The organism is Bartonella sp. B35(2025) (genome assembly GCF_053794465.1).
Genome location: NZ_CP200035.1, coordinates 282,501 through 304,946 on the forward strand (window position 1 = coordinate 282,501; position 22,446 = coordinate 304,946).

General features: G+C 34.2%; 17 protein-coding genes. 9 read left to right on the top strand and 8 right to left on the bottom strand.

From position 1 onward, the window contains the following. Positions 1-6: 6 nt before the first annotated feature. Positions 7-585, bottom strand: coding sequence for an invasion associated locus B family protein (locus V4P56_RS01125; protein WP_455482263.1), 579 nt, complete (start codon positions 583-585; stop codon positions 7-9). Between the two features lie 375 nt (positions 586-960). Here V4P56_RS01125 and cyoE point away from each other — a divergent pair, with 375 nt between their 5' ends. The 5 genes from cyoE (at position 961) to V4P56_RS01150 (ending at position 6,055) form a co-directional block, all read left to right on the top strand. Further along, complete coding sequence (cyoE, locus tag V4P56_RS01130; protein WP_455482264.1) at positions 961-1,896, top strand: heme o synthase; 936 nt, start codon at positions 961-963, stop codon at positions 1,894-1,896. 191 nt (positions 1,897-2,087) lie between these two features. Continuing rightward, a complete protein-coding gene (gene ispH, locus V4P56_RS01135) occupies positions 2,088-3,119 on the top strand; it encodes a 4-hydroxy-3-methylbut-2-enyl diphosphate reductase (protein ID WP_455482265.1) in 1,032 nt (343 codons plus the stop codon). A 23-nt stretch (positions 3,120-3,142) separates the two neighbouring features. Next, positions 3,143-4,102 carry a homoserine kinase gene (locus tag V4P56_RS01140; RefSeq protein WP_455482266.1) on the top strand — a complete coding sequence of 320 codons (960 nt, stop codon included), beginning with the start codon at positions 3,143-3,145 and terminating at the stop codon, positions 4,100-4,102. Between the two features lie 5 nt (positions 4,103-4,107). Further along, positions 4,108-4,575: a ribonuclease HI gene (gene rnhA / locus V4P56_RS01145; protein WP_455482267.1), complete on the top strand. Its 468-nt coding sequence runs from the start codon at positions 4,108-4,110 to the stop codon at positions 4,573-4,575. A gap of 895 nt (positions 4,576-5,470) precedes the next feature. Beyond that, positions 5,471-6,055 carry a YqgE/AlgH family protein gene (locus tag V4P56_RS01150; RefSeq protein ID WP_455482268.1) on the top strand — a complete coding sequence of 195 codons (585 nt, stop codon included), beginning with the start codon at positions 5,471-5,473 and terminating at the stop codon, positions 6,053-6,055. A gap of 59 nt (positions 6,056-6,114) precedes the next feature. On the opposite strand, the gene V4P56_RS01155 is transcribed toward V4P56_RS01150, so the two are convergent. The 6 genes from V4P56_RS01155 to V4P56_RS01180 all read right to left on the bottom strand — a co-directional run bounded on the left by V4P56_RS01155 (position 6,115) and on the right by V4P56_RS01180 (position 15,512). Beyond that, positions 6,115-8,988, bottom strand: coding sequence for an EAL domain-containing protein (locus V4P56_RS01155; RefSeq protein ID WP_455482269.1), 2,874 nt, complete (start codon positions 8,986-8,988; stop codon positions 6,115-6,117). Between the two features lie 438 nt (positions 8,989-9,426). Beyond that, positions 9,427-10,701, bottom strand: coding sequence for a M16 family metallopeptidase (locus V4P56_RS01160; protein ID WP_455482270.1), 1,275 nt, complete (start codon positions 10,699-10,701; stop codon positions 9,427-9,429). 83 nt (positions 10,702-10,784) lie between these two features. Then, positions 10,785-12,182, bottom strand: coding sequence for a threonine synthase (thrC, locus tag V4P56_RS01165; RefSeq protein ID WP_455482271.1), 1,398 nt, complete (start codon positions 12,180-12,182; stop codon positions 10,785-10,787). A 637-nt stretch (positions 12,183-12,819) separates the two neighbouring features. Further along, positions 12,820-13,188 carry a hypothetical protein gene (locus V4P56_RS01170; protein WP_455482272.1) on the bottom strand — a complete coding sequence of 123 codons (369 nt, stop codon included), beginning with the start codon at positions 13,186-13,188 and terminating at the stop codon, positions 12,820-12,822. Positions 13,189-13,394: 206 nt separating this feature from the next. Then, positions 13,395-13,604 (bottom strand): hypothetical protein, encoded by a 210-nt coding sequence (locus V4P56_RS01175; protein WP_455482273.1) that lies wholly within the window; start codon positions 13,602-13,604, stop codon positions 13,395-13,397. Between the two features lie 1,212 nt (positions 13,605-14,816). Next, the gene (locus V4P56_RS01180) at positions 14,817-15,512 is read right to left on the bottom strand and encodes an HAD family hydrolase (protein WP_455482274.1); all 696 of its coding nucleotides are present in this window, start codon (positions 15,510-15,512) and stop codon (positions 14,817-14,819) included. Between the two features lie 364 nt (positions 15,513-15,876). Between V4P56_RS01180 and V4P56_RS01185 the strand changes: the two genes are divergently transcribed. Then, positions 15,877-16,965, top strand: a complete 1,089-nt coding sequence (locus V4P56_RS01185; protein ID WP_455482627.1) for a DNA methyltransferase — start codon at positions 15,877-15,879, stop codon at positions 16,963-16,965. Positions 16,966-17,014: 49 nt separating this feature from the next. Here the strand turns inward: V4P56_RS01185 and mutY are convergent, their stop codons facing one another. Beyond that, entirely contained in the window at positions 17,015-18,073 is a 1,059-nt protein-coding gene (gene mutY, locus V4P56_RS01190; protein ID WP_455482275.1) for an A/G-specific adenine glycosylase, read from the bottom strand. Between the two features lie 208 nt (positions 18,074-18,281). On the opposite strand from mutY, the gene V4P56_RS01195 reads away from it, so the two are divergent. From V4P56_RS01195 to ppdK, 3 genes are all read left to right on the top strand, one after another. Further along, positions 18,282-18,782: a DUF721 domain-containing protein gene (locus tag V4P56_RS01195; RefSeq protein ID WP_455482276.1), complete on the top strand. Its 501-nt coding sequence runs from the start codon at positions 18,282-18,284 to the stop codon at positions 18,780-18,782. Positions 18,783-18,875: 93 nt separating this feature from the next. Beyond that, positions 18,876-19,532 (top strand): DsbA family protein, encoded by a 657-nt coding sequence (locus V4P56_RS01200; protein ID WP_455482277.1) that lies wholly within the window; start codon positions 18,876-18,878, stop codon positions 19,530-19,532. A gap of 182 nt (positions 19,533-19,714) precedes the next feature. Then, positions 19,715-22,390, top strand: a complete 2,676-nt coding sequence (ppdK, locus tag V4P56_RS01205) for a pyruvate, phosphate dikinase (protein WP_455482278.1) — start codon at positions 19,715-19,717, stop codon at positions 22,388-22,390. Positions 22,391-22,446 lie beyond the last annotated feature (56 nt).

The window sequence follows — 22,446 nt, forward strand, 5'->3', positions numbered from 1 at the left end:
TTTTTATTATTGTGGCAAAGCATCATAAGCATCCCTAAGACCGTGAAGATCAACGAGTCCTCCGATTCCTTGCTCGGGGGTTGTAAAGATAAAATAAGTGGCCATTTTTCCTTCTAAGAAGAACTTTAAAACATCATCTTTAAGAAGAGCTTCAGCAACACAATTATCACCAAGGCAACGACGATATTCTATTTTTTCCATATCTTTACCATCAATTTTTATACCAACACCAAGGCGCAGTTCAACTTGAATTGGAACAATAACACGCATTAAAGCTCCTTGATTTTTAGGTAATTTATAAAACGTAATGCGGAGGTTAATATCAGGGCGATTTTGTATATATACGTTTTGTACAGCTTCACATTGTATATTAGGTGTACCCAGTGGTAGAGAACAAACTTTTATCCATGCACCATAAGTTTGTTGGTTGGGGATATTTTGTATGTCAGATTTTTGTGCAACAGCATGATTGGTAAAAATGTTACAAGATATATAAATAATTGTACCAACAAAGAAAGTTTTTTTAAGTAATTTATAAAGCACCAAAGAAATTCCTATTTGAATCAGCACAATGCTATTGTACATAAATTTTTCCTAAAAAGTGAATTCTTGACCTAAAATTATAACACAAAGTTAGTATCCACTAAAATATATTAATATATATTAATGAAATAAAAGAAAAATGCAAAAACAGTATCTTATAGGATATAGAACCTTTAACATGCATTAATGAGGTTGGATGGAGTATATTTTTCTATAAAATATTTGAAATGTAGGAAATCGATGTATATTGAAAAAATATATTTTTGCTATAAATACTACCGCTCTATTTTTAGTGGATACATTAAGAGAGAGGTATCCTATATGTTCTCAAAAGCACAGAAATATTAATTTTTCATTCTTTTATGCTGCATGGTATCTACTTTTGAATGACAAAAATTGAAAAGGTCTTTGAGTGGAATGTCTGTTTCAAGAGAATCATCGACTACACGTGGTAAATCTATCCCACCAGAATCGAATATTTATGATTATATCATACTATTAAAACCACGGGTGATGTCGCTTGTTGTATTTACAGCTTTAGTAGGATTGGTTGTATCACCCATTTCCATGAATCCATTTTGTGCTTTTTTAGCAATCCTGTGTATTGCTGTTGGCGGTGGTAGTGCGGGAGCACTTAATATGTGGTATGATGCTGACATTGATGCAGTAATGGAACGTACTAAAAATCGTCCTATTCCTACTGGTAAAATTAGTCGTGGTAGAGCACTTGTTTTTGGTTTAGCTCTTTCTCTACTTTCAGTTTTGTTTATGGGAATTTTTATTAATTGGTTTTCAGCATTTTTTCTTGCTTTTACGATTTTCTTTTATGTGGTTATTTACACAATTTGGCTAAAACGTATCACACCACAAAATATTGTAATTGGTGGTGCATCTGGTGCTTTTCCACCTATGATTGGGTGGTCTGCCGCAACGGGTACAGTGAGTATTGACAGCTTTTTATTATTTTTAATTATTTTTATGTGGACTCCGCCACATTTTTGGTCTCTTTCTTTATTTTCATCTCTTGATTATGGTGCGGCAGGTATTCCTATGATGCCTAATGTGCGAGGTGAACGTGCAACAAAAAAACAGATTTTATTCTATACTATTCTTATGATAATTTGTGCTGCTGGACCTTATATTACCGGCTTTGCAGGGATTTTTTATGGTATTTTTTCGACAATTTTGAGCATTATTTTTACTTATTTTGTTTATGGTTTGTGGAAAGCTGATACGCATGAAGTAACTATTTTAATGGCAAAAAAGGTTTTTTTCTTTTCTTTATTTTATTTGGCTGCTATATTCGGGGTTCTTTTAATTGAATCCCTTGTTTGCTATTTTATTGTTCGTTAGTATAGTAAAATTTGAAAAGTAAACTTAAAGTAATTTTACTTGCACAAAATATCATAACAGTGTGTCATATATATAGTGTTATTCTAAAAGTGAGTGGTATTTGCAGCTTTTTCCCTTTTCATTGCTTGTGTAGTACATAACTGTAGTTTGCCTGAATACGTGATCAAAGTTATAGATATTAAGGATAGTTTATGTCTGTACTTTCTCCTTTAACAATGCGTCTTTGTAGCCCACGTGGATTTTGTGCAGGAGTCGATCGTGCTATTCAGATTGTTCTTCTTGCGTTAAAAAAATATGGTGCTCCAGTATACGTGCGCCATGAAATTGTACACAATCACTATGTGGTTGAGGGATTGCAGCAGCGTGGAGCCATTTTTGTGGAAGAACTTGATGAGATTCCAGAAGAGCATCGTGGTCAACCTGTTATATTTTCTGCTCATGGTATACCAAAATCTGTACAGGAAGAAGCGCATCGTTATAATCTATTCTATCTTGATGCAACATGCCCACTGGTTTCTAAGGTTCATAAACAAGCAATACGGCATAGGCGCCATGATCGTCATGTTATATTGGTTGGCCATTCTGGTCATCCTGAAGTGATAGGAACAATGGGACAGCTTGAAAAAGGGGCTGTGACGTTGATTGAGACGGTAGAAGATGCTTTGCATTATCAGCCAGATGATCCCAATAAATTGGGCTTTGTAACCCAAACAACACTTTCTATTGAAGATACGGCAATGATTCTTGATGTATTACAAAGGCGCTTTCCTGCATTGAAAGCACCTGCTGCCGAATCAATTTGCTATGCTACTACGAACCGACAAAATGCTGTTAAAGCAGCGGCATTAGGAAGTGATTTGTTTTTGATTGTTGGTGCACCAAACTCGTCCAATTCGCAACGTTTGGTAGAGGTTGCTAAAAAATTTGGTGCACGTCGATCTATTTTAGTTCAACATGTTAATGAAATTGATTTTGATCATTTGGGTTCTATTTCAGTTGTTAGTCTTTCAGCTGGGGCATCTGCTCCTGAAATTATCGTTGATGAAATTATTACAGCTTTTCGTAAGCGTTATGATGTTAAGATCGAATTAGCTGAATCTGAAGTAGAAACAGAAAGGTTTTTAGTTAATCGTGAATTACGTGATACTGTTTTAACGTCTCAAGATATGGCTTTTGTTAATGGCACAGTTAAAACAACGGGAAGCAAAAATTATGATGCATAAATGCTTAAAATGAAAGTAGAATAATGGCAGTTTATACCGAGATTAATCAGAATGATTTGAAGGTGTTTTTAACACATTATTCAATAGGTTGTCTTTTGTCTTATCAAGGCATAGCCGAAGGTATCGAAAATTCAAATTTTATGCTTCATACAACGGAAGGAAGATTTATTTTAACACTTTATGAAAAGCGTATTTTAAAAAATGATTTACCTTTTTTTTGTAAACTTATGCAGCATTTAGGACAGCGGGGAATTTCTTGTCCTCAGCCCGTTATGCAAAATGATGGTACGACAATTGGTGAATTATCAGGACGTCCTGCCGCTATTATTACTTTTCTTGAAGGTGTATGGATTCGCCAACCAGATGTACATCACTGTTGCGAAGTGGGTACTGGTTTGGCACAACTGCATTTAGCAGGGCAAGATTTTGGACTTAGCCGCAAAAATACTCTTTCTATTGTAGAGTGGAAATCATTATGGATGCGTTGCCAAGAAAAAAAAGATCCCTTATTGCAAGAATTTGGAAAAAAAATTGATAAAGAGTTGGTTTTTTTAGAAAAAAATTGGCCATCAAATTTACCTACGGGTATTATTCATGCTGATTTATTTACCGATAATGTATTTTTTTTGAATCATCGTCTTTCTGGTATTATAGATTTTTATTTTGCTTGTAATGATTTTTTGGCTTATGATTTAGCTATCTGCTTGAATGCTTGGTGTTTTGAATATGATTGTTCTTATAATCTGATTAAAGCACGTAGGTTGCTAGAAAATTATCAAAAAATTAGGCCATTGGTACCTTTAGAATTAAATATGATTGTTTTGTTGGCACGTGGTGCAGCTTTACGCTTTTTACTTACACGCCTTTATGATTGGTTCAATACACCATCAGATAGTTTTGTAGTGAAGAAAGATCCATGGGAATATTGGCACAAGCTTTGTTTTTTCAGTAATGTAGATTCGCTAAGTGAATTTGGTTTTTAAATTTTATGTTAAATCAAAAAAAAGTAGTTGAAATCTATACGGATGGTGCTTGCTCAGGTAATCCTGGAATTGGGGGGTGGGGAGCGATTTTACGTTGGAATAATCGTGAACGTGAGATTTATGGTGGAGAAGCACACACGACTAACAATCAAATGGAACTGATGGCAGCAATTTGTGCATTAAAAGCACTGAAAGAATCTTGTTCAGTCGATCTTTATACAGACTCAGTTTATGTGCGTAACGGTATATCTTTGTGGATTGAGGGTTGGAAAAAAAATAATTGGCGTACTGCGTCAAAAAAGCCTGTTAAAAATATGGAGTTATGGCAAGCTCTTGAGAGTGCTTGTTCTTATCATGTCATCAGATGGCATTGGGTAAAAGGGCATGCTGGCCATCCAGATAATGAGCGTGCGGATGAGCTTGCACGTCAGGCAATTGCGGAATATCGTAAAAATGGGTACTTTTCAGTATAGTTTTTGGGAAAAAATTTTCTTTTTTATTACAAAGCTGCAATACAGTTTTGCTGCGTGTGGAATATGAATATTTTACCTAAGGTGTACCATTTAACAGAAACTGTATAAAAAATTTTTAATTTCTTTTACTGACTCAATTTATATTTCTTCTCTATCTAAAAATAAAGAAATAAAGATATGATTTGTTGTTGCTTTGTATTTTTGCAAAGAGAATATTTTTGTCTTTTTCAGTACTAATTTAAATTTATAATATGTTATATAGAGTAGGATAGTGGGGGTATTCTTTAAGAAAAATATAGGAAAATGTTTGTTTTTTTGGAGAAGATGGTGAAAAATTAAAATTAACAGAAAATGGAATACAAGATTTATTACATAATAAAAAATTTAGAGAGCTATTTAAATTTTGGCTTAAATCAGTGATATTAAAGAATAATCTAATTTTACTTTTATAACATAATGACGAGTTGTTTTTAGTTTTATAAAACTGTTATGTGGAATAAAATTTTATAAAAAATCTGTTGATTAAAGCTAAAAAATGGTGCCATGCCTGAATTTTTTAGATTACGCTAATGTAACTTCCACTTAATCTAGTATAATTTCAATAAGATCGTTTCTTATTTTAAAAAGAGATGGTTTATAGCTAATTTAATTTAACCTATCTGATTTATATTAAGGTTTTGCAAGAAGGTATAATTTTTGTTCTGTTTGAGTATTTACTGAGAAGTAAAATAATTCTAAAAATAAATATTAAGCCTAAAATGAATAAAATTTTTTTATGAAAGACAATTTAGATGCCTTATAGCTTTGTCAAGATTTGAATTTTTTTATTTGAGTTTTATTTTCTTTTTGTATTAATTAAATTAAATTTTAACATCTAATGGAGAATAACAGGCTTATGAAGGAGCGTAACGGCTTTTTAAATGGGCAGTTGCTCATAGCAATGCCTGGAATGAATGATAAACGATTTATTCGTTCTGTTATTTATATTTGTGCACATTCTGATGCTGGTGCTATGGGAATTATTCTCAATCAATTACATCATGTTGATTTTCCAGAGCTTTTGTTTCATCTTGGGGTAATAAACGATACTCAGGTAAAATATCTTTCTGATCCAATAAAAAAATTTCCTGTACGCTATGGTGGACCTGTTGATCCTTCACGCGGCTTTGTACTTCATTCAGATGATTACACCTGTGAAGAGACTGTTCCCGTTTCAGATAAAATCTACTTTACTGCAACCATTGATATATTGAAAGCAATTAGTTGTGAGCAAGGCCCTCAACAATCACTTGTAGCACTAGGTTATACTGGATGGAAAGCTGGACAGCTCGAGGCAGAAATTTCTACAAATAGCTGGCTAATTAGCCCTACATCACCTAGTTTCCTTTTTGAAAGTGATTTAAGTGGTAAATACGATGAGAGTTTAGTTCGAATGGGAATCAACCCAACCTATCTTGTTTCTGAGATGGGTCATGCATAGAGAATACCGAGATTTTTCAAGCTTTATATTCTACAATGTTCTATTGACTATGTTTTGATTTAATAAGGGAAGTGATTTTGAACTAAAGTAATTAATTCTTCGATGGTAATTGGTTTAGTAATAAGTGTACTTTGAACATATTTACAGCCTTCTTGGCGGAGAAAAATAGCTTCCTTTTCATTTTCAACACCTTCCGCGATAATTTGTAAATTAAGATCATTTGCCATATTGATAATGGACTTGAGAACAAGTTTTTTCTTGGGTAAATCAATTGAAATGAGGGAACGATCCAATTTAACCATGTCAAATGGATAACGGGTGAGATAAGCAAGTGATGAGTAACCTGTTCCAAAATTATCTAATGCAAGATTCATTCCTAATGCTTTAATTTGTTCAAGAAAATATGCTGATTGTTCAGGATTTTTTCTTAAGACAAACTCAGGTATTTCTATCATCAAGCACCCTTTTTTTAGCGGATAACGAAGCAAAGTAGAGCGCAATTGACTTATGAAGTTAGGATGAACCATTTCTGTGCTTGGTAAATTGATTGAAATAAAGAAAGATTGTTGGAAAAATTTTTCCTGTATATTTGTAAGATCAATAACAGCATTATCGATAATGAATTGTGCCAATTCCATAACAATCTGCTCATTTTCAACAATTTTGATAAAATCGTAAATATTTAAATTGCCATAATTTGGATGATGCCACTCTACGATTGTTTCGAAACCAATAATTTGTCCATTAGATAAATTAAGAATAGGATGATAAAGGATTTTTATTTCATTGCGCTGTATAGCAAGATGAATATCTTGCTCCATGCTGTTATGCTCAAGACCCAAAGTACGAAAATTAGGACGAAAAGGTTCAATATGATTACCCCCCATTTGTTTTGCACGAATCATCGCTAATTCACTATCATTAAAAATATCTTTAGCAGTTGATCTACTTTCACTCCATGTAACTAATCCAATTGATGTTGAAAGCGATATTTTTTTTTCTGAAAGTGAAATAGGTGCTGAGATTGTTTTGTGCAGATGATCTGCAAATGCTGCAATTTTCTGTGGTTCATCTTCGCTGAGTAAAATGATTGCAAAACGGTCTGCAGAAAGGCGAGATAGGGTATCTTGAAAATTAATGAGACGACTCAAACGTCGTGCAATTATGAGTAGTACAGTGTCACCAACAGCTATGCCCAATTCACGATTAATTTGACGGAAATTGTCAAAATCAATCATAAAGACAGTTGGCCTAATTTTGATATTTGCTTTAGCTAAAGAGGTGTAATTTTGTAGTCTATCGAAGAAAATTTGTTGATTAGGAAGGCCAGTTAAACTGTCATGAATTGCATCATGCAATAAGCGTTCTTCGGCTTTTTTGTGATTGGTAATATTGACCATGGTTCCAATAATACGTGTAATTTTTCCATCTTTTTGCATAGCTGGACGTGCGCGAAGAGAAAACCAGTGATAATAGCCACCGCCAGAAGAAAGTCGAAAAATTTGATCAATACGTCCCTTTTTATTTTTAAGAATGATATCTAATACAGCTTGAAAACGCTCACGATCATCGTAGTGTAAGGCTGAAATCCAGTTACGCATAGAGCCATTAAGTTTTTTAGTTTCAGTACCAAAGGTAGTTGCTATATCTGGATGAACAATAATTCTGTCACGTTCGATATTCCAGTCCCAAATAATATTTCCAGCTCCTTTTGCTGCAAGCACTTGTTGCTCAAGGTCAGAAAATATTCCTTCATGAAAAGCATCATGGGAAAAAGTTTGTTGCATGACTGTAAAGCTTATGAGAAGAACAATGAGCACTAGTCCGCCTGCTAAGGCTGGTTGGATAATGTCATTATCTAAATACCCTGCTATGCAAACATAAGCTCCAAAACACCAAAGGCTAATAAGCAGCCATGTTGGGATAAGCATGATTGCACGGTCATAGCTCCGAATCGAAAAATAGCTAATTAAGAGTATGCCAATTATGGTGGTGATGCTGAATGATAAACGAGCGATTCCAGCTGCTTTAGTTGGATCATAAACAGCAAATGCTCCCAGACAACAAAGGGCTATGATCCATGCGATTGCACCATAGCTGAAATGATAGTGCCAGCGGCTAAGACATAGATAAGTAAAAAGGAAAATGAAGAGTGTGGCAGCAAGCGCTACTTCTGTACTAGCACGCCAGATCGGTTGTGTTGTTAATGTAATTGCAAAGAATTTGTTTAAAAAATTAAAGTCAATACCAATATAAAAAAGGACAGCCCAAGCGACAGCTGCTGTTGCAGGAAAGAGGCTTGTTCCACGGACGACAAAGAGAACGGTTAATAAGAGTGCTAAAAGGCCTGATATACCAAGAAGAATACCATGATAAAGCGTATAAGAATTTATTGCATCTTTATAAGCTTCGGGTTGCCACAAATAGATTTGTGGTAGATTTGCAGAGTTAAGCTCAGCAACAAATGTAATGATAGCACCAGGATTAAGTGTAATATGAAAGATATCTGAGTTTGCACTCGTTTGACGATCAAGAGAAAAACCTTCGCTTGGAGTGATAGATTGAATACGTGCTGAGCCAAGATCTGGCCAAATAATGCCTGAACGAGCCATACGATAATGTGGTGCGACAATAAGTCGATCAATTTGTTCATCTGTTGGATTTGCAAGAGAAAATACTGCCCAATTTCCAGAAAATTTTTCACTTTTTGCCTGTACTTCAATACGCCATACAATACCATCTGGTCTTGGTGTTGTACTTGTTTGAAAAATAGAGTCGTTTGTATGATGAATTTCAATCGCTTTTGAGAGATCAAGAACAATATCTTGAGAAGAAATTTTTACTGGCTCAATTGCATGCGCTGACATAAGGTGGATAAAGAAATTAACTGTTACAATAAAAATTATATTAATTATTTTACGTAAACTCTTCACAGTGTTTTACTCTCAGTATTTTAGAATATTTAATTTTAACTTATATTTTTGAGAAAATACGTCCACCTTTTATAGTTTATTGTATATAATAAGCGGTTATCACATTTTTTTGAAAAAGTTATACGATTTTATACAAAGATAGATAAAATACCTGTTTTCTTTAATGAAACTTGAAATTGATGGAATTAAATATTTTTGAAGGATAAAATTAAACCATTAATTTTCAAATTTTGCAGATATATCTTTGTTTATTAAATGCTTTATCACATAAAGCGTTAATTGGATAGTTTTGTATACTTCTTTGATAAATATTTCTAAAATTTATTCAGAGAAAAGAATTTTTATGGTAAATTTTATCATAAAATATGTGTACGTTATTATACATTTTATTTAAAAGCATTAATATGGCCTAAAGTACTTGGAAGATTTTATTTAATCTTATTTTGTATTAGATGAAAGAATTGATGTTAAATCATCAAAATTCATAAGAGAACCAACAGGTCCGACAGCTGCTAATGTTGGAGTAGAATTAATAAAAAGACGATCAGCTAAATCAGTTAGTCTTTCAAGAGTAATAAGTTCTAAGCGCTCAACTATTTCAGAGATTGGAATTGGTCGGCCATAAAGGAGTATTTGACGGGCAATAAGATATGCTTGAGTAGATGGATTTTCCTGTGAGATTATGAGATTGGTACGATATTGTGCTTGTGCTCGCTGAAGTTCATTGGCGTGAATATTTTTGCTTAACTTAGAGAGTTCAGCCAGAATCACAGGAAGTAGCTCTTTTAGCTTTTCTTGTCCAGTGGCAGCATGAATACCAAAGATTCCAGTATCTGAAAAACCCCAATGAAAAGCATAAATAGAATAGCATAATCCACGTTTTTCCCTCACTTCTTGAAAAAGACGGGATGACATACCTCCACCAAGAATAATTGAAAGAATTTGAGTAGCATAAAAGTCACGTGCGTGATAGGCTCGTCCTTCAAAGCCAAGAACAACTTGTGTGTCTATTAAATCACGATATTCGCGAAAGTCACCACCGACATAATTAGCAAGATTAGTGAGAGGTGCTGTTGAGTGAGAGCGAAAAGTACTAAAACAGTTTTCAATTTCTCGTAAGAAATTTTCATGCTGTACAGCTCCTACAGCAACCACAATCATACGGTCTGCACTATATTGTTTATTCATAAAATTATAAAGGTCAGCAGATGTAAAGGATTGGATTGTTTTGGTTGTTCCTAAAATAGAGCGACCAAAGGATTGATGACGAAAAGCCGTTTCAGTAAAGTGATCAAAAACCACATCATCAGGAGCATCACGAACAGCACTGATTTCCTGAAGAATCACTTGTTTTTCTCGTTCTAATTCATCTTCATCAAATTTTGAATGCATCAAAATATCGGCAAGAATATCAACAGCTAGCGGGATATCGTTTTTGAGTACGCGCACAAAATAGGCAGTTGTTTCAGTACTGGTAGTGGCATTGATTTCACCACCAACATCCTCAATATCAGTTGCAATCTGAAAAGCTGTGCGGTTTTCCGTTCCTTTGAAAGCCATATGTTCAAGAAGATGAGCAATACCATGTTGTGTAGGAGTTTCGTTGCGTGATCCTACTTTAATCCATATTCCGAGCGCTACGCTGTCAATTTGTTGCATTGTATGTGTGGCGATAGTCAAACCATTACTAAGGTGACTGATATCTACACCCATGTGTTTACGACTCCATTAAACAAGCCAAATACCTTATTATAGAGGTATTGGAATATTTTTGATTTGAATCAATGCAGCTAACTTTAATAAGATGCACGTGATTTTAGAGAAATATAATCTTTTACTATTTTTCCATTATTGGCAAGACCTATAAAGCATTCTTCACGTTCCATTAAATCATTCAGATACGATGCCCATGGTGCATTAATATCACAGGAATTTTTGATTACATTAGGAAATTTTGCAGGATGAGCGGTGGCAAGGACAACCATCGGAATATGTGATTTTTTGTTTTCGCGAGCTACTTTCAGGGCAACAGCTGTATGTGGGTCAGCAAGATAGCCACTTTCTTTATAAACACTATCAATTATTTGTGCTGTTTCAGCCATGTTGCTTTTTCCAGCAGAAAATAGAGAACGAATATTTTGAAGTTGTTTTTCATCAAGATTAAAACGGCCTGATTTTTTTAAGTTTGCCATCGCATTGCAAATCCAGACTGCATCACGATCACTACTTTCAAACAATAAGCGTTCAAAATTAGAAGATATTTGAATATCCATAGAAGGTGATGTCGTATGAATTATAGGTTGTGTTTCATAAATACCATCAGTTAATGTACGTACAAGGATGTCATTATCATTTGTTGCAATAATCAGTTGTGCAATAGGCAATCCCATACGAGCAGCAACATAACCTGCAAAAATATCACCAAAATTTCCGGTGGGAACAGTAAATGAGACAGGTCTATCAGGAGAACCGAGGGAAAGCGCAGATGAAAAATAATAAACAATTTGCGCCATGATACGTGCCCAATTTATAGAGTTAACTCCTGAAAGTGCTGTTTTTTGGCGAAAATTATGATCATGAAACATTTCTTTTACAAGTGCTTGGCAATCATCAAAGTTTCCTTCAATGGCGATAGCGTGAACATTAGTGCTATGACTGGTAGTCATTTGCCGTTGCTGAATGGGTGATACGCGCCCTTTAGGAAATAAAATAAAAACATCTGAATGTTCTCTTCCTGCAAAGGCTTGTATCGCAGCACCACCTGTATCACCTGATGTAGCACCAATGATTGTTGCGCGTCTATTTTTTTTAGTGAGAATGTAATCCATTGTCCTAGAGAGAAATTGCATTGCAACATCTTTAAATGCTAAAGTAGGGCCATGAAAAAGTTCAAGAATAAATTCATTAGAACCGGTTTGTCGCAACGGACAAGTTGCTGGATGATGAAAAGTAGCATAAGATTCAGCAATTATATTCTCAAAAGATGTATATTCGATTTCATTATTCACAAAGGGCCAAAGAATAGTTTTCGCAATTGTTATATAAGATTGTCCACGGAGTGCTCGTAATGCATCGAAGGAGAATTTAGGAAATTTTTCTGGAAGATAAAGTCCACCATCGCTGGCTAATCCAGCCATGATAGTTTCAGTAAAGCCTAAAATAGGAGCTTTACCTCTTGTGCTGATATATTTCATAAACTTTTTCTTTCATTTATTTTGAGTGAATTGATAAGGTTGCACATTTTATGTTTTTAACAACATTTAGCTTATTAAACGAATAGAAATTTGTTCGTTTATGTTTATAAATAATAAAAAGCAAAAGTATTAAATTTTTTAGATATTACAATACAATATACTGAATATTAAAGAAAATTTTGTTATAATTAAAAAATATCTTCTTTTATTTACTAGCTTATTTTATAATTTACATTTCTTTATTAAGCTACCGGGATATTGGGATCAATATATAGGATGGGTATTTTTTTAAGATTTTTCAGAGACTTAATTTACTATTATTGATTTATAATAAAGTATTTGTATTACATCAGTTATTTTTTTTATGAGTAATATGATCCATGTAAGATGGTTCATTAGGTAGTTTGTTGATGTTATGTGTGTGCATTATACATTTGGACGTATTTTTTTCATTATAAATTATCAATTTTCATGCTGATGGATATCCATAGCTTGTATTATGTAATGCTATTTGTAATTAGCAAAGTTATCCATGAAAATCAAAAAAACAGCCCCCTCAATTATTTGAGGAAAGCTGCAATTTTAATATTAATTTTAAAACAAAAAAATAACTGAATAGTTTTAAATTATTTAAGTTTTAACTTTTTTTAATTACACCTATTGCCCAGCCAATTATTGCACTGACTATTGCCATAACAGATCCAGTCAAGCAGCCAAAACTAAAAGCTCCGGCTGTGCTCAACAGACCTATTGTGATAGGTCCGATTACTTTTTCAATTTTTCCTTCAATGATAGTCTCATTCTCTACTTCATAATTTAAACTTGGAGCATGGAGAGTAGTCATACTTGTTGCTTTACTCCTTCCTTGTTCTACTATGAGAGTGAAAATTTCACTTTGTTGAGAATTATTTTTCAAATAATTTGCATTAACGCTCACAATTTGCGAGAGAAAAAAAGCAACCGATATACAGATGCCTAATACATGGTTTTTAAATAATTTTGCCATAATTTCACCTCAAATACTTTTTGCATTGAATATGGATGAGAAAACTATATAGGTAAAATCAATGAATATCCTGAAAGAGATACAGAATTATTCACGACCCTTGTTACTCATTATAGAATAATTCATTATGTTTTTTATAGAAAACATAATAATGCTATGTCTGGATGTTTTATACTGAAAAATCTTATTCTTACTAATTTCTAAATTTAAGTGTAAGCTCGGATCAATTGCACTATTTTTGCTATTATCCATCCTACTAGTGCACTTATTACAGTTGATCCATATCCAGTAGCAACTCCTAAACCAAAAGTTCCTATTGTGACAGGTTCAAGTACTTTCTCAATTTTTCCTTCAATGGTATCCTCATTATTTACTCCATAATTTAAATTTGGAACATGGAGAGAAGCTATATTCATTATTTTACTCCTTTCCTGTTCTATTACAGAAATAGAAGTATCCCTTCGTTGAGAATTATTGTTTAAATAATTTGCATTAATACTTATAACTTGTGAAAAAAAGAAAGTAACTGCCATAAAAAAACTTAATATATAATTTTTAAATACTCTAATCATAGTTTTACCTCAAATATTTTTTTGTTTAATGTGGGTAAGAAAATATATCGATATAATCAGTAAACACACTAAAGAAGATACAAAAGTACTCACAGCAGACATGATCTATATCCATATAGATCATTATGTATTATTAGTAAATAATAAAAATACATAATGATATTATATTTATTTTTATTACTAAAAGTGAATAAAATTGATCAAAAAAATTGAAATATTAACTAAATGGATTTATTAAAATAGTGTATTGTTATAAGTATTTTTGAATTGAGTTTTTATATTATCTCTTTGTATTGTATTTTGGAGTGTTTAGTTTGTAATTCTTTATTTATGAATTATAGAAATATATATAGTGCACTATATTGATAGCCTAATAATTAATAGGTAATAGCAAATCTTAATTACAGTAAGAGTAAGTGTAAAAAATATTATTTTATCTGTTTTGTAAACTTTCAAATTATTCAAAAATGGTATGAAGAATATTCTAAATTCTATGTATTTTTAAAATATATTCAGCTATAAAATGGATTTTATAAATTGTATTTAAAAACTTTTAATCAGGGTAAATTGATGAATGCTTAGTGTGGTGTTGAGCATACAATAAGAAGAAATATAAAATTTATAATAGGCTGATTAATAAAAAGATTCGCAATATCTTAATAAAACACTTAAGTTTATTAATGAGTTTTATTTAGATAGCGATTTATGCAAATCATGTACCCTAAAAAATGTGTTTAAGTTTTATCTAATTATTGTATTTACTTTTATCATTATTCTTAAAGAGGAATGTGATTTTTTTAATTATATAAATTTCATGTTACGTTCTTGATAATAAACAAAATGTATGATTTTTTGTAATAAACAGAGCTCAAATTTAATAAAAGTGAAAATTTTGTTGATCATAACAATGGTGTATATGAGATATTTATAATACGAAGCCAATATAGTTATATTTTTGCTCTTTCGAGTCTGCTCCAATTGAGATGGAAATATCTTGGTAAAGGTATCACTGGAAGGATTTTTGAGCTGATATGTGCTTACGATATTTCTTTATGATTAATCTTGCCACACTGCCATGGCTTCTAAGACTTCTAGTAAATAAGCATGTTTGTCGATAGATATTTCGGCACCAGCATCTACAAGTACATTAGAGTGACCAAAGTAACTGTGCGATCCTCCGGTAAAACCGATGACGCGCATACCTGCTGTTGTTGCAGCATGTACTCCATGAATAGAATCTTCTATAACAATAGTGTTTTGGGGCTTTGCATGTAATTGTCGTGCGGCAAAAAGAAAAACATCAGGGGCAGGTTTAGTTTTTTTTGCTTCAACTTCAGGTGCAGAAAATATTTTATTTTCATCATCAAAAAAATCATAAAGGTCAACAATGGTGAGCATTTCTTTTATGTCTCTACTGGCTGAATTAGAGCAAATACAATAAGGATAGCGAGGTTGAATGGCTTTTATTACTTCTTTTATGCCATCGATAGCACGTAGCTTAGTTTTTATTTGTGCTCGAAAAAGATCTGACATTTGATCTATGAGATGAGCTGAAATTGGTTTTTCTATTGTCTGTTCGACTTTTTTAAGAATATCGATAAAAGTTAGTCCAGTATAACGTTCACTTAATTCTTCAGGTGATATCTCATATCCAACTTGTTTAAGTAACTGAGATCCAATTTTTGCTGCGAGATATTCAGAATCTACTAAAACTCCATCACAGTCAAAAATAATGAGATCTATTTGAGGCATGGGATATTCCTTTATGTATTACTTATAACCATATGAATATATATGAAGAGGGCATTAAGAAAGATTTATCGTCATAAAAAAAAATGCTTCTTAAATTATGTGATGAGTCAAGATATGTGAATAGCATATTGCAAGGAAAGAAAATAAAGACTTTATCAGTGTGAGATTATTTTATTTTTCTGAAAGAGCAGAAACAATCATCAATTTTAAATAAGATTAACTATACATTTACTCTATTTTGTAAATATAGAGCAGCAGTACAAACCTATAAATCATTCCGATTATGGGGTATTTTGTTTCATTTTTTGGGTATTTTATGACGGTTATTCAGCTTCAAAAAGATTTATCTCGTACTTCTCCACTGATGCCATGGCGCAATAAAATCTTCAAAGGAGATTGTGTTGCAGTATTAGAAAAACTTCCCAAACATTCAGTTGATATGATTTTTGCAGATCCTCCTTATAACTTACAATTGGATGGTGCCTTATACCGCCCAGATCATTCACTTGTTGATGGAGTTGATGATGCGTGGGATCAGTTTGAGAGTTTTGCTGCTTATGATGCCTTTACGCGTGCGTGGTTACTTGCTTGTCGTCGTGTATTGAAGCCTAACGGGACACTTTGGGTCATTGGAACTTACCACAATATTTTTCGAGTTGGTACAGCATTACAGGATTTAGGTTTTTGGGTGCTTAATGATATCATTTGGCGCAAAAATAATCCAATGCCTAATTTTCGAGGACGTCGTTTTCAAAATGCTCATGAAACGCTTATTTGGGCTGTGCGAGATCAAAAGGATAAAAAATATACATTTAATTATGATGCTTTGAAAGCTGCAAATGAAGATGTACAAATGCGTTCAGATTGGCTTTTCCCTCTGTGCACTGGTGCAGAACGTTTAAAAGATGAAGCAGGGCGTAAGTTACATCCAACACAAAAGCCGCAAATGTTATTAGCTCGTGTTATTATGGCTTCTAGTAAACCGGGTGATGTTATTCTTGACCCATTTTTTGGTTTGGGAACGACAGGTGCTGTTGCTAAACTTCTTGGGCGTGATTTTGTAGGTATTGAGCGTGAGCAGCACTACATTGATGCAGCGTGTGAGAGGATTGCTGCGGTTAAGCCTTTAGATAAACCAGAATTAGCAATTTTGGATAAAAGAAAAGCAGAACCACGTGTAGCGTTTAATAGTTTGCTTGAAGCAGGTTTACTCTATCCTGGAGAAGTTCTTTATGATCGGAAAAAGAAAGTATCTGCTATTATAAGAGCTGATGGTACTCTAATGTATGATGGTGAAGCTGGTTCTATTCATGCAATGGGGCGAAAGGCTCAAGCTTCACAGAGCTGTAATGGTTGGACATTTTGGTATTATGAGGAAGGTGGACGATTGAAGTCAATAGATGATTTAAGAATGATAATACGTTCACAGATGTTAAAAACCGGTATTCTATGAAAAATGGTTAGTTCAGATTAAGCTGAATATTTTATTTTTCAGCGGATAATTATTTAAATCTGAAAGAATTAGGGATTGCTATGGAAATAGCTTTTTTCATAACAGTAGGGAGTGCTTCTTCGGCAAGATGATGGATGTCACACCACCAGCCGGTTTTATAGTTCATTTCGCGAATACCATTAATGTAATAAACATCAAGTTTTAGAGAAAAATGGGTAAAAATGTGCGTAATTTGCCCTTTGAATTGCCAATTAGCGGTAAAGGGTGCATTTTGGAGTCCGTTATCATTGTTTATGCCGATATTGTTGGGGATTTGAGTCATTCCACCTAGTAATTTTTTGCCTTGTCGTTTTTCTAAAAAAATTTGTCTATTTTCATTAAGTACAACAAAAGCAGCAGCAGTTTTTAAAGGGCGTTCTTTCTTAGGAGCTTTAACTGGAAAGAACTCTGTTGCTTGCATTTTTGCTGCCCTACATAAACTTTGAAGAGGGCAGAGTAAACAAGATGGTTTACGAGGTGTACAAATTGTCGCTCCCAAATCCATCATGGCTTGAGCAAAGTCACCAGGGCGATCTAAGGCAATAATTTTTTGCGTTTTTTCTTTAATTTCAGCTTTTGCTTTGGGTAATACTGAGGTGATAGCAAATAAGCGAGTTATAATACGTTCAACATTACCATCAACAACAGCTACAGGGTTGTTAAAAGCAATTGCAGCAATAGCTGCAGCAGTATAGTCTCCAATACCAGATAGAGTACGCAATATTTTCACGGATTGTGGAAATTGTCCTCCGTAGTTTTCAATAAGCTGCCAAGCACAATTTCTAAGGTTGTGTGCGCGTGAATAATAGCCAAGACCTGCCCACGCTTTCATAATATCATCTTGTGAAGCTTTTGCTAAAGAGAAGAGATTAGGCCAAAGTTTCAGAAATTTTTTAAAATAAGGTTTAACAGTTTCAACTGTTGTTTGTTGAAGCATGATTTCAGAAAGCCAAACCTGATAAGGATCAGGGCGGATACCTTGCATTTGTTCTTTAGGGGTAATACGCCATGGTAAATGTCGGTGTTGCTGATCGTACCAAGAGAGGAGGCGTGAAGAAATTTCGTGCATGATTGTTCTCAATCACAGAGAGATATAAAATGCAAAAGAAAAAATATTTATTTTGTAACTCATGGCTCATTTTTGATTATTTATTGTAAAATTTTTGGTTAGGTGAATATCAAATTTTGTTGATATTTAAGTAGTTTTTGAGAATAATAGCTCTTAAATGGAAAAGAGATTATTATAATTTAGTAAATAATTTAATAATGATCTAAAAATGAGCAAACGATTTCAAAAGCGCTATTTTCATTCTCTTTCTGAAATGGCATCCAAGATACTTGATCCAGTTTTACGCAAGCGGGCGGGATTTAGTGCGGAGCTTATAGAGCATTGGCCACAGATTATAGGTCATGATATCGGTGAACATACAATGCCGCTCAAAATTATTTGGAAATGTCATGCAGATTGGCATGAAGTTTTCCAACCTGCAACGCTTGTTATGGCTTGTGAAGGGTTTGCAGTGTTAAAAGTGATGCATGAAACAAGTGAATTGCTTCATAGAATTAATGTTTTTTTTGGGTATATCGCTATCGATCGTATAAAGATCGAGCAAAAGTGTGTATCTGTTCTTACAAATTATCTACCTACAAAATCAGTTTTAAATGAAAAAGACAAAAAAATCGTAGAAAAAATGCTTGAAGGGATTGAAGATGAAAGTTTGCGCTATTCCCTTTATGAACTCGGTTGTTGCATTTTGGCTGAAAAAAATAATAAATAGGAAAAGTAAGATATTTTACACATTCATTTAAGATTAATATATAAGAGAATGCCGGGTTCTTACCTTTTTAAAAATAGAAGAAAAGTATTATTTATGATAAATTTTCGTTCCTTTTTGCCTTTTACGATAATTTTTTTTCTAATGACAACTGTACAGATCGGTACAGCTACTTCCTTACATAATAAAATTAAACCAGTTTCAACTGTTGATATGATCAAGCTTCTTCAATTGGGTAAAGTTAAGGATAGGATTGAAGGAGAAGAGAATGCACCGGTAACAATTATTGAATATGCTTCATTGACATGTGCTCATTGCGCGCATTTTTATAATGATATATTTCCTAAAATTCGTAAAAAATATATCAAAACAGGAAAAGTAAAATTTATTTTTCGAGATTTTGCTTCTGACCCTCGGGCAACAGCAGGTTTTATGTTGGCGCGGTGTGCACCAGAAGATCGTTATTTTCCTTTGATAGAAGTTTTATTTCAGAAACAGCATGAGTGGGTTTGGGAGCAAGATGCTCTAACGCCATTGAAGAAAATTGGTTTAATGGCGGGATTTACAGATGAAAGTTTTCATGCTTGCCTAAAAAATCAATCCATTTTGGATGAGATTAATGCATCTTTTAAGCGTGGAAAAGAACTTGGTATCACAGGAACTCCTACCTTCTTTATTAACGGTAATAAATATGAAGGTATAATGACAGTTGAATCTTTCTTTTCAGTGATTGACAGTTTTCTTAAAAATTAAAGCTTCTCTTTAGAAGGTGGGTATTGATATTTATGGTTGATGCTTTGCTTTCTAGAGAGAATTAATTTGATGTACTATGGAGCGCTACTTTCTTTAGTTTACTCAATTTTATCGAATCATTTCTTTTGATTATTAGCTCAGGTCAAATGATGTGATGATGCTGACATGGGAGGACTTATACGGTGACAAAATGGGTTTATAGTTTTGGTGATGGTAATGCAGAAGGAAGTGCAAGCGAGTACAATCTTCTTGGTGGTAAGGGAGCCAATTTAGCAGAAATGAGTAATCTTGGCTTACCTGTGCCTCCTGGTTTTACTCTTACAACGGAAGTTTGTAACTTTTACTACGCACATAGTAAATCATATCCAGAAGAATTACAGGAAGCTGTTAAACAAGCAATTCAGCGCATTGGTGAACAAACAGGAGGCGAATTTGGCAATGAAAAAAAACCACTTTTACTCGCTGTTCGTTCAGGAGCTCGAGCTTCTATGCCAGGGATGATGGATACAGTACTCAATCTTGGTATGAATGACGAGACTGTGAAGGCAATTGCTTCGCAAACCAATAATGAATGCTTTGCTTATGACAGTTATCGTCGTTTTATCCAAATGTATTCTAATGTTGTTTTGGGATTAGATCATTCATATTTTGAAGAGATTCTTGATGAGGTAAAAGTCCGTAATGGTTACAGCATCGATACAGAAATGACAGCAGTTAATTGGAAAGATGTTATTGTTTCTTATAAAGCATATGTTGAAGAAAAATTGGGTGAACCTTTTCCACAAGATCCTGAACAACAGCTATGGGGTGCAATTGGGGCGGTTTTTTCAAGCTGGATGACAGCACGTGCGATCACTTATCGCCGTTTACATAATATTCCTGAAAATTGGGGAACAGCAGTTAATGTGCAGGCGATGGTGTTTGGTAATATGGGTGAAGATTCGGCAACAGGTGTTGCTTTTACACGTAATCCGTCGACAGGAGAAAAAGAGATTTATGGTGAATTTTTAGTTAATGCACAGGGTGAAGATGTTGTGGCAGGTATTCGAACTCCTCAAAATATCATGGAGAAGGCACGTATTGCTGCAGGTTCAAGTAATCCATCTCTGGAAAAAGTTATGCCAGAAGCTTTTTTAAAGTTATGTCAGATTACACAGAAGCTTGAACAGCATTATCGAGATATGCAGGATATTGAATTTACGATTGAAAAAGGTAAATTGTGGCTACTACAAACTCGTTCAGGAAAGAGAACAGTACGTGCAGCTTTGAAGATAGCGATTGAAATGGTTGAGGAAGGATTGATAAGCCGTGAAGAAGCCTTGATGAGAATTGATCCAAACGCACTTGATCAACTTTTACACCCAACACTTGATCCAAAGGCGACACGTTTCATTTTGGCACGTGGTTTACCTGCTTCTCCTGGGGCAGCAACTGGTGAAATTGTTTTTACTTCAGAAGAGGCAGAAGCTGTATCAGCAAATGGGCGTAAGGTTATTTTGGTACGTATAGAGACAAGTCCAGAAGATATTCATGGTATGCATGTTGCTGAAGGGATTTTAACGACACGTGGTGGTATGACAAGCCATGCTGCTGTTGTAGCGCGTGGTATGGGAAAACCGTGTATTTCTGGTGCGGGCAGTGTGCGAATTGATTATAATACCAATACAATGTTTGCTTCAGGACAAAGCTTTAAAAAAGGCGATATCATTACGATTGATGGTGGAAGTGGGGAAATTTTCAAAGGAGAGGTTGCGATGTTACAGCCTGAGCTTTGTGGAGATTTTTCAAAATTGATGGAGTGGGCTGATGGGATACGGCGCATAAAAGTCCGTGCCAATGCTGAAACACCGTCTGATGCACGTATGGGGCGCTCTTTTGGGGCTGAAGGTATTGGCCTTTGCCGTACGGAGCATATGTTTTTTTCTGGCGATCGTATCGTTGCTATGCGAGAAATGATTTTAAGTAATGATGAAAGTGGGCGTCGCAAAGCATTGGATAAGCTTTTGCCTATGCAGCGCTCAGATTTTATCGAATTGTTTGAAATTATGTGCGGTTTGCCTATTACTATCCGCCTTTTAGATCCACCATTACATGAATTTTTACCAAAAACAGATGCAGAAATTCTTGATGTTGCAATAGCTATGGGGATTTCTACTGAAATACTTACTGAGCGTGCTCAGCAGCTCCATGAATTTAACCCGATGCTTGGTTTACGTGGGTGCCGTTTAGCTATTACTTACCCTGAGATTGTAGAAATGCAGGCACGAGCAATCTTTGAAGCAGCTGCTGAAACTGCTAAGAAATCTGGATCTCCTGTTATGCTTGAAATTATGGTACCACTTGTTGCACTTAAGTCTGAATTGGACTTTGTTAAAGCTCATATTGATCAAGTAGCCAGTGAGGTGATGAATGAAAAGGGAATTGATATTCAATACATGGTTGGGACAATGATTGAACTCCCAAGAGCAGCTCTTCGGGCAGGTGAAATTGCAGAAACTGCAGAATTTTTTTCATTTGGAACAAATGATTTAACACAAACTACTTTTGGTATTTCACGTGATGATGCAGCTTCCCTTTTGACAACTTATTTTCAAAAAGGGCTTTTAGAACAAGATCCTTTCGTATCAATTGATTGTGATGGGGTAGGGGAGCTTATTGCTATTGCTGCACAGCGTGGGCGGTTGCGGCATAAAAAAATTAAACTGGGAATTTGTGGTGAACACGGAGGTGATCCTGCTTCTATTGCTTTGTGTGAAGAGAATAATCTAGATTATGTTTCATGTTCTCCTTTTCGAGTGCCAATTGCACGGTTAGCTGCAGCACAATCAAAAATTGCAAAAAAAATATCAGGAGATTGAGGTATTTTTATTGTATGGTGGTTATAATATGCTGAATGAAATCTCTATAGCACATT